The organism is Amycolatopsis solani (genome assembly GCF_033441515.1).
In the GTDB taxonomy this organism is placed as follows: domain Bacteria; phylum Actinomycetota; class Actinomycetes; order Mycobacteriales; family Pseudonocardiaceae; genus Amycolatopsis; species Amycolatopsis solani.
Genome location: NZ_JAWQJT010000003.1, coordinates 674,502 through 688,101 on the forward strand (window position 1 = coordinate 674,502; position 13,600 = coordinate 688,101).

The 13,600-nt window shown below is 72.3% G+C and carries 14 protein-coding genes; 4 read left to right on the top strand and 10 right to left on the bottom strand.

Features of this window, described 5'->3' with window-relative positions; translation table 11 throughout:
- Positions 1 to 151: 151 nt before the first annotated feature.
- From SD460_RS35710 to SD460_RS35720, 3 genes are all read right to left on the bottom strand, one after another.
- A complete protein-coding gene (locus SD460_RS35710) occupies positions 152 to 1,714 on the bottom strand; it encodes a deoxyguanosinetriphosphate triphosphohydrolase family protein (protein ID WP_318307354.1) in 1,563 nt (520 codons plus the stop codon).
- 162 nt (positions 1,715 to 1,876) lie between these two features.
- Positions 1,877 to 2,515 carry an SRPBCC family protein gene (locus SD460_RS35715; protein ID WP_290052768.1) on the bottom strand — a complete coding sequence of 213 codons (639 nt, stop codon included), beginning with the start codon at positions 2,513 to 2,515 and terminating at the stop codon, positions 1,877 to 1,879.
- Positions 2,512 to 2,859 carry an ArsR/SmtB family transcription factor gene (locus tag SD460_RS35720; RefSeq protein WP_290052770.1) on the bottom strand — a complete coding sequence of 116 codons (348 nt, stop codon included), beginning with the start codon at positions 2,857 to 2,859 and terminating at the stop codon, positions 2,512 to 2,514. Before SD460_RS35720 ends, SD460_RS35715 begins: the two co-directional genes overlap by 4 nt.
- A gap of 145 nt (positions 2,860 to 3,004) precedes the next feature.
- Here SD460_RS35720 and SD460_RS35725 point away from each other — a divergent pair, with 145 nt between their 5' ends.
- Positions 3,005 to 4,675 carry a GGDEF domain-containing protein gene (locus tag SD460_RS35725; protein WP_290052771.1) on the top strand — a complete coding sequence of 557 codons (1,671 nt, stop codon included), beginning with the start codon at positions 3,005 to 3,007 and terminating at the stop codon, positions 4,673 to 4,675.
- Between the two features lie 107 nt (positions 4,676 to 4,782).
- Here the strand turns inward: SD460_RS35725 and SD460_RS35730 are convergent, their stop codons facing one another.
- Together SD460_RS35730 and SD460_RS35735 are read right to left on the bottom strand one after the other, a co-directional pair.
- Positions 4,783 to 5,217, bottom strand: a complete 435-nt coding sequence (locus tag SD460_RS35730) for a DinB family protein (RefSeq protein WP_290052772.1) — start codon at positions 5,215 to 5,217, stop codon at positions 4,783 to 4,785.
- Positions 5,217 to 5,804: a class I SAM-dependent methyltransferase gene (locus SD460_RS35735; protein WP_290052773.1), complete on the bottom strand. Its 588-nt coding sequence runs from the start codon at positions 5,802 to 5,804 to the stop codon at positions 5,217 to 5,219. The genes SD460_RS35730 and SD460_RS35735 overlap by 1 nt, the downstream gene beginning before the upstream one ends.
- Before the next feature lie 91 nt (positions 5,805 to 5,895).
- Here SD460_RS35735 and SD460_RS35740 point away from each other — a divergent pair, with 91 nt between their 5' ends.
- Entirely contained in the window at positions 5,896 to 6,480 is a 585-nt protein-coding gene (locus SD460_RS35740) for a helix-turn-helix domain-containing protein (protein ID WP_318307355.1), read from the top strand.
- On the opposite strand, the gene SD460_RS35745 is transcribed toward SD460_RS35740, so the two are convergent.
- The 4 genes from SD460_RS35745 to SD460_RS35760 are packed head-to-tail and all read right to left on the bottom strand — an operon-like array spanning position 6,471 to position 10,088.
- Complete coding sequence (locus SD460_RS35745) at positions 6,471 to 7,628, bottom strand: sulfotransferase family protein (RefSeq protein ID WP_290052776.1); 1,158 nt, start codon at positions 7,626 to 7,628, stop codon at positions 6,471 to 6,473. The two genes, SD460_RS35740 and SD460_RS35745, sit on opposite strands and share 10 nt — an antisense overlap.
- An 8-nt stretch (positions 7,629 to 7,636) precedes the next feature.
- Positions 7,637 to 8,425, bottom strand: a complete 789-nt coding sequence (locus SD460_RS35750) for an SDR family oxidoreductase (RefSeq protein ID WP_290052778.1) — start codon at positions 8,423 to 8,425, stop codon at positions 7,637 to 7,639.
- The gene (locus SD460_RS35755; RefSeq protein ID WP_290052781.1) at positions 8,422 to 9,612 is read right to left on the bottom strand and encodes a hypothetical protein; all 1,191 of its coding nucleotides are present in this window, start codon (positions 9,610 to 9,612) and stop codon (positions 8,422 to 8,424) included. Before SD460_RS35755 ends, SD460_RS35750 begins: the two co-directional genes overlap by 4 nt.
- Positions 9,609 to 10,088 carry a nuclear transport factor 2 family protein gene (locus SD460_RS35760; protein ID WP_290052783.1) on the bottom strand — a complete coding sequence of 160 codons (480 nt, stop codon included), beginning with the start codon at positions 10,086 to 10,088 and terminating at the stop codon, positions 9,609 to 9,611. The genes SD460_RS35755 and SD460_RS35760 overlap by 4 nt, the downstream gene beginning before the upstream one ends.
- A gap of 39 nt (positions 10,089 to 10,127) precedes the next feature.
- On the opposite strand from SD460_RS35760, the gene cysD reads away from it, so the two are divergent.
- Together cysD and cysC are read left to right on the top strand one after the other, a co-directional pair.
- Positions 10,128 to 11,060 (top strand): sulfate adenylyltransferase subunit CysD, encoded by a 933-nt coding sequence (gene cysD, locus SD460_RS35765; RefSeq protein WP_318307682.1) that lies wholly within the window; start codon positions 10,128 to 10,130, stop codon positions 11,058 to 11,060.
- A complete protein-coding gene (cysC, locus tag SD460_RS35770) occupies positions 11,060 to 12,868 on the top strand; it encodes an adenylyl-sulfate kinase (protein ID WP_290052785.1) in 1,809 nt (602 codons plus the stop codon). The genes cysD and cysC overlap by 1 nt, the downstream gene beginning before the upstream one ends.
- On the opposite strand, the gene SD460_RS35775 is transcribed toward cysC, so the two are convergent.
- On the bottom strand, positions 12,865 to 13,569 hold the full coding sequence (locus SD460_RS35775; protein WP_290052786.1) for a class I SAM-dependent methyltransferase: 705 nt from the start codon (positions 13,567 to 13,569) through the stop codon (positions 12,865 to 12,867). The two genes, cysC and SD460_RS35775, sit on opposite strands and share 4 nt — an antisense overlap.
- Positions 13,570 to 13,600: the final 31 nt, after the last annotated feature.

Genomic DNA, 13,600 nt, shown 5'->3' on the forward strand with positions numbered 1-13,600 from the left:
GTAGGCCGTTCAGCGCAACGGTGAATTTCCCACCGGACACGGGCGGGACAACGAGGGCACCGCAAGGGCGACCACCGGCTGGGACGTCCACAATCACCACCGCCGGCGCGTGCAAGCACCCGGCCGGCGGGGAAAAGCCGTTACCGCGCGCTCAGAGCACGAACGAATCCGACCACGGCTGCGAAGCGCGTCCGGACAGGGCGTCCAAAAGGGTCACCGCCTGCTTGTCGGTCAGCGAAGCCACGAAGTCGACGACCGCGCGGCCGCGGGCCAGTCCCCGCACCGCGTCCGCCCCGGTCACCGGTTCGCCGGTCGCGCCGACGAGCAGCTCGGGCGCCGTCCGCGCGAGACCGTCGTATTCGGCGCGGGCCAGCTCGACGAGGTCGTGCAGCCGGCGCGGCAGGCGCGACACCTCGTCGCGGTCGAGCAGCCACGCGTCGAGCGCGTCGACCAGGCTGGTCACCAGCCCGGCCTGGCCGCGCTGGTGCAGCGCCAGGTCGGGGCGCAGCAGCACGAACCGGCGGTGCACGAACTTGAGCACCTGGACCTCGTGCCACTGGGCGGGCCGCAGGGAGACGTGCCCGGTCCGGGTGGACGGCGAAGCGAGCACGAAGACGCCGTCGACGAGCCGGGCGGTCCAGTTCGCCGAGAACGCCGCCGTCGCCTGCTCGGCCTCGATCGAGCCGTCGAACTCCCCGGCGAGCAGGCCGTCGACCAGCTCCGCGCGCACCCGCGCGACGGCGGCGGCGAACGCGTCGTCGTCGACGATCCACGCGTCCTTGGCGTGCATGCGGCGGCGCAGGCGTTCCAGCGATCGGCCGGGGCGGCGCAGGTCGGCGTGCAGCGCCTCGTCGTCCAGCCCGGCCAGCTCGACCGCGTGCTCGAGCCACTCCCCCAGCTCCGCGGCGACCGGCGCGTGCTGCAGCACCCCGATGCGGTGGAAGTCCTGGAGGTCGTGGATGGCGTAGGCGATGTCGTCGGCGGTGTCCATCACGGACGCTTCGACGGTCTGCTGCCAGCTTTCGACGCGGCCCGCGAACGCCGCGCGCGCGTGCTCGAAGTCGTCGAGTTCGGTGGCGTAGGCGGAGAACTTGGCCGCACCGGTGCCCGGGAGGTCGCCGGGCTCGCCGGCCCCGCGCGGCGGCACGTCCATGGCGGACGGGTGCGGCGAGGGGTGGTGCAGCCGCAACCACGGGTACTTGAGGACGGCGGCGCGCACCGCCGCGGTGAGGTCGAGCCCGACCGCCGACGGCCCGCGCACGTCGGTCGTGGTGATGATCCGGAACGACTGCGCGTTGCCTTCGAAGCCGTCGGCGAGGCCGAAGCGGTGCCGGGCGATCCGGTCGAGCGTCTGCTCCCCGAGGTGCCCGAACGGCGGGTGCCCGAGGTCGTGGGCGAGCGCGGCGGCCTCGGCGACGTCGGGGTCGCAGCCGCCGAGCTTGTCGGCGAGGCCGGCGTCGGGCCCGGTCGCGATGCGCTCGGCGATGGCACGGGCGACCTGCGCGACCTTCAGGCTGTGCGTGAGCCGGTTGTGCAGCAGCCCGGCCCCGCCGGCGCTGACCACCTGCGTCACCCCGCCGAGCCGCGCGAAGAACGGCGACGCGGCGATCCGGTCGCGGTCGATCCGGAACGGGCTGGTCGCGAGGTCGGTGAACCCGCCGGCCCCGGCCACGGGATCGCGCCGCGCCACCCGCGGGTCGGTCTCCTGATCCATGCGCCCGACCCTATCCGGCGCCCCACCCCGGCGACGGGTCAGCCACTCCCGCCGTCAGGTCCGCGCGGTCCCGCCGGAGCCGCGCGGCCGCGACGCCGTGAATGACTCATTCCTGTCGCCGGACGTAGTGAATGACTCATTCCTGTCGTTCCGGGCCGGCCGCTACGCCTCGGGTGGGGCGGTGTAGGCCGCCAGGCAGCGGTCCGCCTGCGCGCGGGCCACGGCCTCGTCCTCGCCGCCCGCGACGTGGGCCTCGTACCAGGCCTCCCCGGCCTTCGTCACGAACTCGACGCCCTCCGGGGACCCCATCCACGCCATCGCCTCGGCCGGGTCGACCGCGTACTCGCGGCCGGCGGCCAGGTGGCGGACCAGCGCCGTCAGCGCCATGTCCCAGCCGATGCCGACCGCGCCCGGGCCGAACTGGTCCCAGTGGTCGTCGACGTGGGCCACGTGCTCCAGCTCGAACCGCGTCCCGTCACCCTCCGGGGTCAGGCGGACCTCGATCCAGCTGACGCCGCCGTGCATCTCCCACGTCGCGGCGAAGCTCTTCGGCGGGTCGCAGCGCTCGACCGTGCCGCCCGCGTTGCCCTCCAGCTGGTACTTCCCGCCCACCCGCAGCTCGCCGCTGACCGGCAGGAACCAGCGCGGGAGGCGCTCGGCGTTCGTGACCGCGTCCCACATGTCCTCGACGTCGGTGTCGTAGACCTGGCTGATGGTCATGACCCGCGCCTCCCCCGCGTCGAGCACGCGGGTGCCCACCGTCCGGCGGACGGCGCTGATCTGGTGGCTGACGTCGATCACGGACTTTCTCCTCGGTCGAGACGGCGCTCGCGCTTGCCGCGGGCGATTTCGGTGGCCAGTGCGTCCAGGGGTGGCGTCCAGTACCGGCGGAACCGGCCGAGCCAGTCGTCGACGTCCCGCAGCGGGTCGGGCCCGACCGCGTACAGTCGCCTGGTCCCGTCCGCCCGGACGACCGCGAAGCCGTTGTCCCGCAACACCTTCAGGTGCTGCGACACGGCGGGCTGCGAGATGCCGAACTCGGCCCGGATCACCTCGGTCACCGCGCCGGCGGCCCGCTCGCCGTCGGCCAGCAGCTCGAGGATCCGGCGGCGGACCGGGTCGCCGAGGACGTCGAACGCGTGCACCCGGCCAAGCTACAAGCCGTCGCTTATATAAGTCAACCCTGAACAAGTGAGGACCGTCACGCGCAGTTACTCCGATGTGAGTAACGCCGGTGAACATCAGACGACATCGGTTCCGCTCGCCGCGCCCACCGGCGAGGATCGGCTCGTGAAGTCGCCACGCGCGGTCCGCTTCGCCTTCCAGCCGCTGTACAGCCTCCAGACCGGGGGCGTGGTGGCGCACGAAGCGCTGGCCAGGCCCGGCCACGGAACGGTCCCCGAACTCCTCGCGCAGGCCCGCCGCGAAGGCCGGCTCGCCGACGCCGACCTCGGTCTCGCCATCGCGGCCGTCCGCCAGGACGCCGAAGAGCCGACCTCGCTCCCCCTGCACCTGAACCTCTCCGCCCGCACCCTCACCGCGCCGCTGTCGATGGTCGACGACCTGCTGGCCGAGCTCGGCGACGCCGGGCGCCGCACCCGGGACGTCGTGCTCGAGATCGGCCCGCCCTTCGCGGCGGTGCCCGCCGAGCGCGCGCTGGCCGGGATGCGGGCGCTGACCGAGCTGGGCTTCCGGCTCGCGCTCGACGGTCTCGGCCGCGGCGACCTCCCGCTGGGCCTGCTCGTCGAGGCGCCGGTCGACGTCGTCAAGCTCGACCGCACGGTGCTGCGCGGGCTGCCGGACGACCCGGCCGCGGTCGCCGTCGTCGAGGCGCTGCTGCACTTCACGAACCGCACCGGCACGCGGCTGGTCGCGACCGGGCTGGAGACCGACGCCCAGCTCGAGGCCGTCCGCGGGCTCGGCGTCCGGATCGCGCAGGGCAACCTGCTCGCCGCACCCACCGCCGAAGGCCCGGCCCCGGCGCTGCTGACGCGGCCGCGCCCGGCCGTCGCGCCCGGACCGGCGAAGTGCGTCGGCGACTTCCTGCGCCCGGCGACGACGCTGCCGGAAACCGCCACCTGCGACGAGGTCCGCGAAGTGCTCGCGGCGGCCGACGCGCCCTCGGGCGTGGTCGGGGTCGACGAGCTGAACCGGCCGCGCTGGTCGGTCGACCGGACCCGGTTCCTGGTCGCCGTGACCGGCCCGTACGGGCACGCGCTGCACGCGAAGCGCCCGGCGGCCCGGCTGGCCGACACCCCGCACACGATCGAGGCCCGCGCCGGCGCGATGGAGTTCCTCGAGCTGGTGACCGACGCCGACTGGGGCCGCACCGGCGACGACGTCGTCGTGGTCGACGAGGTGGGCCGCTGCCTCGGCGTCGTGCTGGTGACCGAGGTGGTCCGCGGCGTGGCCGAGGCGAAGGTCGAGGCCGCGGCGGCGCTGAACCCGCTGACCCGGCTGCCGGGCAGCGACACGGTCGCCCGCGACGTCGCCCGCCGCATCACCATCGGCGAGCCCTTCGTGGCGGCGTGGCTCGACATCGACAGCTTCAAGGCGGTCAACGACACCGCGGGCTTCGCCGCGGGCGACAACCTGATCCGCGAACTGGGCGCGGCGCTCACCGAGCTCTCCGGCGGCCTGCGCCGGATGCGGGTGAGCCACGTCGGCGGCGACGACTTCCTGGTGGTCTGCGACGTCGACGAGATCGCCACGGTGGCGGGCGCCCTGCTGGACCGCGGCTGGTCGGCCGACGGCCTGCCGGTGACGGTGTCCTTGGCGACCCTGGTCTGCGCGAGCGACGCGATCCGCTCGTACCAGGAGGTTTCGCGGCTGCTGGCGCCGTTGAAGAAGCGCGCGAAGGCGGTACCCGGGTCGAGCTGGGTCCTCGGCCGCCCGGGGTCCGACCGCGTCGAGGTCCTGCGCGGCATCGGCACCCGCGGCTTGCAGGCCGCCGCCGGTTGACACCCGCCGGCCGGGCCCGATCAGCAGTCCGCCGCCGGTGGTCGTGAGTGTTTAGGAGGGTTAGAACCCTCCTAAACACTCACGACCCGCCGGCGGACCTTCGTGGGTCAGCGGCCGGTCGAGCCGTCGATCAGCTCGCGCAGGATGTCCAGGTGGCCGGCGTGCCGGCCGGTCTCCTCGATCAGGTGGGTCAGCGTCCACCGCAGCTCCGCCACGTCGGCCCCGGCCACCACCGCGTTCACGCGGGCCGTCGTTTCCCGGTACGCGCCCACGATGTCCTCGACGCTCTCGTCCGGCTTCGCGTGGAAAGTCGCCTTCCACCGGGTGGTCCGCTCCCCCAGCACCCAGTGGCGCTCGACGTGCGTCAGGTGCTTCACCAGCCCGAGCAGGTTCGTCCCGGACGCGACTCCCGGCGTCCGCACGGCGGGCTCGCCGACCCCCTCGACCTTCGCGAGCACCGACGCGCGCAGGTAGTCGAGGAAGCCCAGCAGCACCTCGCGCTCCCCCGGCCCGGTCTTCGGCGGCCCCGCGTCGCGCGCCATCAGGCGGCCCGCCGGACGACCAGCACGTGGTCGGTCACCGTCGCGGTCTGCCCGCCCGGCCCGGTCGCCACCCGCTGGGGCGCGTCGGCGCGCTCGGCCCGCCACCCGGCGTCCAGGTCCAGCTCGGCGAAGACCTCGTCCGGCGTCGGGAAATCACCCTCGGTATTCCACGACCACGGCGCCGCCGAGCCGTGATCGACGACGACCAGGCGCCCGCCGGGGCGCAGCGCGTGGGCCGCCGTGCGCAAAACCTTCGCCCGCGGCAGCTCGAACGGCGTGTGGAAGTACTGGGCGGACACCAGGTCGAACTCGCCATCGGGGAACTCCTCGGCCAGGTCGGCGCGGACCGCGGACACCGGCAGGCCGCGCGCCTCGCGAGCGAGGTGGGCCACGGCGGTGGCCGAGATGTCGGCGGCGGTGACCCGCCAGCCGCGCCCAGCGAGCCAGAGCGCGTCGCCGCCCGCGCCGCAGCCCAGGTCCAGTGCGGTGCCGGGCGGCAGGCCGGCGGCGATTTCCGCGAGCACCGGGTTCACCCGGGTCGGGCGGGGCTCGCGGTAGTGGTCGTCCCAGAAGCGGACGGCGTCCATGTCTCTCCTTCGTGCCGGGGTACGGCGATCACCGTGCCCCGCGGGCCCGGCGGGCCGCACGAAAACTTGCCGGACCGGCAAGACTGGGGGCATGAGCGAGGAGATCGACACCGTCCTGGACGCGGTCGGGCCGCGGTTGCGCGCGCTGCGGCGGCAGCGCGGCAGCACCCTGGCCGGCGTCTCGGCCGAGACCGGGATCTCGGAAAGCACGTTGTCCCGGCTGGAAAGCGGGCTGCGGCGGCCGAACCTGGAGCTGCTGCTCCCGCTGTCGCGCGCCTACGACGTCCCGCTCGACGACCTCGTCGGCGCCCCGCGCACCGGCGACCCGCGCGTCCACCTGCACCCGGTGCACCGGTACGGCATGACGTTCGTGCCGCTCACCCGCCGCCCGGGCGGCGTGCACGCGTACAAGATGCTCATCCCCGCGGGCGAGCCCGCCGAACCGGCGCCGCAGACGCACAGCGGCCACGAATGGCTCTACGTCCTCAACGGGACGCTGCGGCTGGTCGTCGGCGACCGCGACCTGGTGCTGCCGCCGGGCGAGGCAGCGGAGTTCGACACGACCGCGCCGCACTGGCTCGGTTCGGCCGACGGCCGCGCGGTCGAGCTGCTCATCCTGTTCGGCCTGCAGGGCGAGCGCGTCCACGTCCGGCCGCGCGAGAACGATCAGCCGTAAGCCGCCTGGTACCCCGCGAACCGCTCGTCGACCTCCTCGGCCGTCAGGCCGAAGTCCGCCAAGCTGTAGCGGTGCACCGGTTTCCGTTCCCCGGTGCGGCTCTTCTCGTGCACGGCGGTCATTGCCGCGCGGGCCTCGTCCGTCAGCGCCAGTCCGAAGTGGTCGTACACAGTGGACACCGTGCCGACCGGGTCGGCGACGAAGTCTTCGTAGGCCACGTCGCAGAACTGCGCCGGGTCGTACCGGCCGCGCGCGTGCAGGAACTCGTCGGCACCGCGGGCCCACAGGTCGAGCTGCCCGCGGCCGATCACCTCGCCGCGGAACCGGGTGGACCAGCCGTCGGCGGCCTTCTCGGCGAGGCTGCACATCGAGCCCATGATCGTGCGCGGCGCCCGGTGCGTCTGGATCACCAGCGCGTCCGGGTAGTTCGCCATCAGCGCGTCCAGGGCGAAGAGGTGGCTCGGGTTCTTGAGCACCCAGCGCTTGCCCGCGTCCGGCAGCCCGATGAGCTGCAGGTTGCGCCGGTGCCGGGCGTAGGCGTCCGTCCAGTCCTGCTTGGCCAGCCAGCGCGAATAGCGCGGCAGGTGCGCGAGGCACTCGAACGAAACCGAGCGCATCGACTGGCGCAGCAGCTGCCAGCACTCCTCCACCTGGTCGGCGGACATGTGGTGCACGCCCATGAACTCCGGGTGCTCGACGTGGTGGCGCTCGAACCCGGCCTGGATCCCCTGGAAGATCGGGTTGCCCGCCCACGTCTCCCGCGGCGGCCGCGGCTGCGGCACCTCGGCGAGCCACACCTCGAGACCCTGGTGCGCGGGATCCTCGACGAGCAGCCGGTGCAGCGCGGTCGTCCCGGTGCGGGGCAGGCCGGTCACGAAGATCGGCCGGTCGACGCGGACCCCGGCGTGCGCCGGGTGCTGCTTCCACGACGCCTCGCTCAGCAGCCGGGCCACGAGGGCACCGCGCAGCATCGCCCGGTGCACCTTGTTGCCGAACGGCGTGAGGTCTTCGTCGGCCTCGTACGACTCCAGCAGCACGCGCAGGCCCTCGACGTACTCGCCGGAGCCGAAGTCGTCGAGCCCGGTGAGCTTCGACGCCGAAGCGTGCAGGTCCTCGACGGTGCCGACGTCATCGCGGCCGGGGAGCATCGAACCTCCTAGTGGTGGTACTCGCCGCCGTTGACGTCGAGGCACTGCCCGGTGATCGCGCGCGCCATCGGCGAGGCGAGGAACACCACGGCGTCGGCGATCTCGTCGGGCTCGGGCAGCTTGCGAAGGTCTATTGTGGACGCGGTTTCGGCGTACACCTCTTCGGGCGTGATGCCGCGTTCCTTGGCGAGGTAGTTGAAGTACCACTTCAGGTTCGGCGCCCAGATGTACCCGGGTGCGACGGTGTTGACCCGGATGCCGTCCGGGCCGAGTTCGCTCGCGAGGCTCTGCGAAAGCGAGAGCAGCGCCGACTTCGCCATCTTGTACGCGCCGAACGTGCGCCGGGAATGTCGCAGCACGGCCGAATTGATCATCACCAGCGAGCCCTTGCTCTCCTTGAGCGCGGGCAGGAACAGCCGGGTCAGCCGGAGCACGGAGATCCCCGCGGTTTCGAATCCTTTGCGGACGGCGTCGAGGTCCACAGTGGCCAGATCGGTCAGCGGCGGGACGGCGAAGGCGTTGTGCACCAACGCGTCCACGCGGCCGAACGCCTCGACGGCCTCGTTCACGAGGTTCGCGGCGGAGTCCTCGTCGTCGATGTCGGTCCGAACCGCGACGGCGCGACGGCCGAGGTCGGTGACCTCCTTGGCGACCTCGGTCAGCCGCGACTCGGTGCGCGCGGCGAGCACGACGTCGGCGCCCGCCTCGGCGCTCCGGACGGCGATCGACCGGCCGAGCCCCGGTCCGATGCCGGAGACGACGACCACCTTGCCCTGCAGCAGATCCGCCACGCTCACCCCAGCATCCGGGCGGCGACGGCGTCCTGCCGGGCCGCGATCCGCGCCGACCACTCGGCCGGCGTCACGCGTGCTTCTTCGTGGTGGGGCAGCCGGTCCGGCAGCTCGTCCACCTTGACCACCTCGACGACGGGGCCGTCGTCCGGCCCCAGGTCCCGGTTGAGCCGCTGCCAGCGGATCTGGACGTACCCCCGGTCGTGGCCGGTGCGCTCCAGCCAGTTCGCCACACCCGGGTCGCGCTCGCTGATCACGAACCGGATCTTGCCGTCCGGGTCGACGCGCGCCTGGTCGGCGGTGAGGCTCGTCTGGTGGTTGATGTAGTCGAGCGAGACGTACCACAGGCTCCCCAGCTGGATGCCCTGGTACGGCGCGTCCGCGCAGCGCGGCACGGTGACGATCATGGCTTCTTCGTCGCCGAGCTCGTAGTGGCCGGCGGAGGAGAACTGCGTGGTGAGCCCGCCGGGGGTCGACCGCGGCTCGGTCATCGTGTTGACCGGCAGGTCGTAGTAGAACCACTTCGGGAAGGCCAGGAACGTCTTGATCCGGCTCAGCAGCATCTTGCCGGTGACGCCGTAGCGCTTGGCCAGCGCCGTCCGGTCCGGCACCGGCGGCGCCTGCCCCGCGGTGTCGGCGCACCGGATCCGGATCTCGCCGCGCTTTTCGGTCGCCCAGTCACTGTGGACCTCGCGGACCACGAGCATCGACGACCCTGCGCCGAGGGTGAAGTAGTTCGGCCCCGCGTTCTCGCGCGCCGGGCCGAAACGCAGTTCGAACCGGCCGCCTTCGCCGATTTCGAGGGCGCGGTCGTCGAACGCGGTCAGGCTGTCGGGCACCACGACCGGCGAGTAGTCGCCGTTGAGGACCTGGAAGCTCAGGTCGGCGGTGGTCCCGCGGACGCCGGTGACGACGTACTCGCGGTCGTCCCGGATGTTCGCGTTGAAGTACAGGGTGTCCGGGTTGTCGAGGCCCATCTTCGTGTAGGGCCCGGTGGACGCGGTGAAGTACGGGAAGTCGCGCTGGTAGGCCCAGGCCATCTGCAGCGACGCGCGGATGCTGCCGGCGAGGTAGTCGTAGCCCTCGAGCAGGTCCTGCTCGGTCTTCACGTGCGGCGCTCCGGCGATCAGCTTTTCGGCCTCGGCGATGGCGTCGGCGAACGGCCGGGTCAACGAGAACTCGTTCTCGATCATGCCGGCACGGCCCAGCGGTTCGCGAGCAGCCGGAAGCCCGGGTCCTTCGCCCACGACTGCATCGACTCGTAGGTCCGGACGTAGCCGATGTGCGTCGTCCGCCAGGCGCCGTCGGCTTCGCGGCGGTAGGTGTCCTCGTAGAACGCGGCGCCCTCGATGATCACCTTGTGCTCGGGAACGATGACCTTGTCGGTGAACGCCCAGCGCCCGGTCGCGGTGTCGCCGTCGACCTCGATCTCGGGCTGACCTGCGTGGTGGACGGTGATGATGCCGTTGCCGAGGCTCTCGGTGAGGAACGCGACGATCGCGTCACGGCCTTCGAAGTGCTTGCCCTCCTCACCGGTCGCGCGCGTCCCGTAGTCGGCCGTGGCGTCGGCGGTGAAGGTGTCGGCCACCTCGTCCCACTGCTTCAGGTCGACCGCGCGGAGGTAGCGGTACTTCAGCCGGCGGATCTCTTCGAGTACGACCAGGTCCATCGTCCTAGGGTCCCGCACCGCTTGACCGATGACAAGAACATGTTCTACTTTTTTCCGGTGTCCGTGACCTCGTACGAGCTCTCGCACCTGGCCGCGCTCGAAGCGGAGGCCGTGCACGTCTTCCGCGAGGTCGCGGCGACGTTCGAGCGGCCGGTCCTGCTCTTCTCCGGCGGCAAGGACTCGGTGGTGATGCTGCACGCCGCCGCCAAGGCCTTCTGGCCGGCGCCGCTGCCCTTCCCCATGCTGCACGTCGACACCGGCCACAACTTCGACGAGGTGCTGCGCTTCCGCGACGAAACCGTCGCCGCCCTCGGTTTGCGGCTCGAGGTCGCGAGCGTGCAGGACGACCTCGACGCCGGCCGCGTCGTCGAGGAGACCGGTCCGCGCGCCAGCCGCAACCGGCTGCAGACCGTCACGCTCCTGCGCGCGATCCGCGAGGGCGGGTTCGACGCCGTGTTCGGCGGGGCACGCCGCGACGAAGAGAAGGCCCGCGCGAAGGAGCGCGTGTTCAGCTTCCGCGACGAACACGGCCAGTGGGACCCGCGGGCCCAGCGACCGGAGCTGTGGAACCTCTACAACGGACGGCACCGGCGCGGCGAGCACATCCGCGTCTTCCCGCTGTCGAACTGGACCGAGCTCGACATCTGGCAGTACATCCGCGACGAGCGGATCGCCTTGCCCCCGTTGTACTACGCACACCGGCGTTCCGTGGTCCAGCGCGACGGCATGCTGCTGGCGGCGACCCGCTTCCTGTCCCTTGTGGACGGCGAGACGCCGTACGAGGCGACCGTGCGCTTCCGGACGGTCGGCGACGCGACGTGCACCGGCTGCGTCGAGTCCTCGGCGGCGACACCGTCCGAAGTGGTCGCCGAGGTCGCCGCCACCCGCGTCACCGAACGCGGCGCGACGCGTGCCGACGACCGGATTTCCGAAGCGGGCATGGAAGATCGCAAGCGGGAGGGCTACTTCTGATGCAGCTGCTGAGGATCGCCACGGCGGGCAGCGTGGACGACGGGAAGTCCACTTTGATCGGCAGGCTGCTGTTCGACTCGAAGGCGATCTTCACCGATCAGCTCGCCGCCGTCGAACGCGCCAGCCGCGAACGCGGCGAGGACTACCCGGACCTCGCGCTGCTCACCGACGGCCTGCGGGCCGAACGCGAGCAGGGCATCACGATCGACGTCGCGCACCGCTACTTCGCCACGCCCCAGCGGAAGTTCATCATCGCCGACACCCCGGGCCACCTGCAGTACACGCGGAACATGGTGACCGGCGCGTCGACGGCCGACCTGGCGCTGATCCTGGTGGACGCGCGCAAGGGCGTGCTGGAGCAGTCCCGGCGGCACGCGTTCCTCGCGTCGCTGCTCGGGATCGGGCACCTCGTGGTGTGCGTGAACAAGATGGACCTCGTCGGCTGGTCGCGGGAACGGTTCGACGAGATCCGCGAGGACTTCCGGCGGTTCGCGATGAAGCTCGACGTCGCCGACCTGACGTTCGTCCCGCTTTCGGCACTGCACGGCGACAACGTCGTCCACCGCAGCGCGAGCATGCCGTGGTACGAAGGGACTTCCCTGCTGCACCAGCTGGAAGAGGTGCACGTCGCGTCCGACCGCAACCTGATCGACGCCCGGTTCCCGGTGCAGTACGTGCTCCGACGGCCGGACTTCCGCGGCTACGCGGGCACGATCGCGGGCGGGGTGTTCAAGCCGGGCGACGAGGTCGTGGCGCTGCCGTCGGGGATCACCTCCCGCGTCCGGGCGGTGTGGGGCCCCGGCGGGACGCCGCTCGCGGAAGCGTTCACCGGGCAGGCGGTGACGGTCGAGCTGGCCGACGACCTGGACCTGGGGCGGGGCGCGATGCTCTGCCGCCCGGGCAACCGCGCGGAATCGGCCCGCGAGGTCGACGCGCTGGTGTGCTGGTTTTCGTCGCGGGCTTCGCTGACCCCGGGTGCTTCGTACGCGGTCCGGCACACGACCACCGAAACGAAGGGCACGGTCGAGCGCCTCGAATACCGCCTCGACGTGACGACGCTGCACCGGGAAGCCGCGGATTCGCTGGCCCTGAACGACATCGGCCGCATCCGGCTGCGCACGCGGGCGCCGCTGCTGTTCGACCCCTACCGCCGCAACCGCGCCACGGGCGGCTTCCTGCTGGTGGACGAGCACACCGGCGACACGGTCGCGGCGGGCATGATCACCGGCTCGGTCGCGTCGCCGGTCGTCTGGCACACCGCGGCGGTCCGCCGCGAGGACCGCCCGACCCGCGGCGCGACGGTGTGGCTCACCGGCCTGTCGGCGTCGGGCAAGTCGTCGGTGGCGGTGGAGCTGGAACGCCGTCTCGTCGCGGCGGGCCGCCCGGCGTACCTCCTCGACGGCGACAACCTGCGGCACGGGCTGAACGCCGGGCTGGGGTTCAGCCCCGAGGACCGCGCGGAGAACGTGCGGCGGGTGGCCGAGGTGGCACGGCTGTTCGCGGACGCGGGCGTGGTGGCGATCGCGTCCCTGATCAGCCCGTACGCCACGGACCGGGCTTCGGCGCGGGCGATTTCCGGAGACCTGCCGTTCGTGGAGGTGTTCGTGGACACGCCCCTGGAGGTCTGCGAGGCACGTGACCCGAAGGGGATGTACGCGAAGGCGCGCGCCGGCGAGATCAAGGGGTTCACCGGCATCGACGCACCCTACGAGCGCCCGGCGTCGCCCGACCTGGTGCTGCACCCGGCCGACGGCGACCCGGCCACCATGGCGGCGGCGATCCAGACCCTGCTGGACGACCTCGCCTAACCGGCTTCGAGCACGAAGAAGAGGAAGCTCGGGAAGGTGTCGAGGATCGCGAAGTCGTCCGGGAACAGCTCCCGAGCCGCCGCCGTGGGCCGGGGTTCGTGGAGGGCGGAGATCCGGAACCCGGCGGCGGTGAAGGCGTCGGTCATCGCGTGCAGCGGCTTGTTCCAGAAGGTCATCCGCGCGAGGCGGCCCCGCATCGGGAATTCGTCGGTCCAGGTGTAGGCGGCGAAGTAGTCCGGCCGCGGCCCTTCGTGGCGGTGCGTGAGGTTGACCATCATCGGGTGGTTGACCGACGCGATCAGGCGGCCACCGGGCTTGAGCACCCGGTGCAGCTCGTGCAGCGTCGGCCCCCAGTCGCGCAGGTAGTGGAGCACGAGGGACGCGACGACGTCGTCGAAGCCGTGGTCGGGAAAGGGCAGCGGCTCGGCGAGATCGGCGACCCGCAGATCGGCGTCTTCGCCGAGCCGCCGCCGCGCCTGCTCGACCATCCCGGCACTCTGGTCGAACCCGGACACGACGGCGCCGTTGTCCCGCAGGGCGGCGAAGAGCGGCCCCGACCCACAGCCGGCATCGAGAATCCGCCGCCCGGCGACGTCCCCGGCGAGCGCGAGGGCGGCGGGCCGTTCGTAGTGGGCGTTCATGAGGCTGCCGTCGTTCTCGGCCGCGTAGGCCTCGGCGAAGTCGTCGTAGTCGGCGGTCATCCCTTCATCCTGCCGGAATCACAGCAGCTTC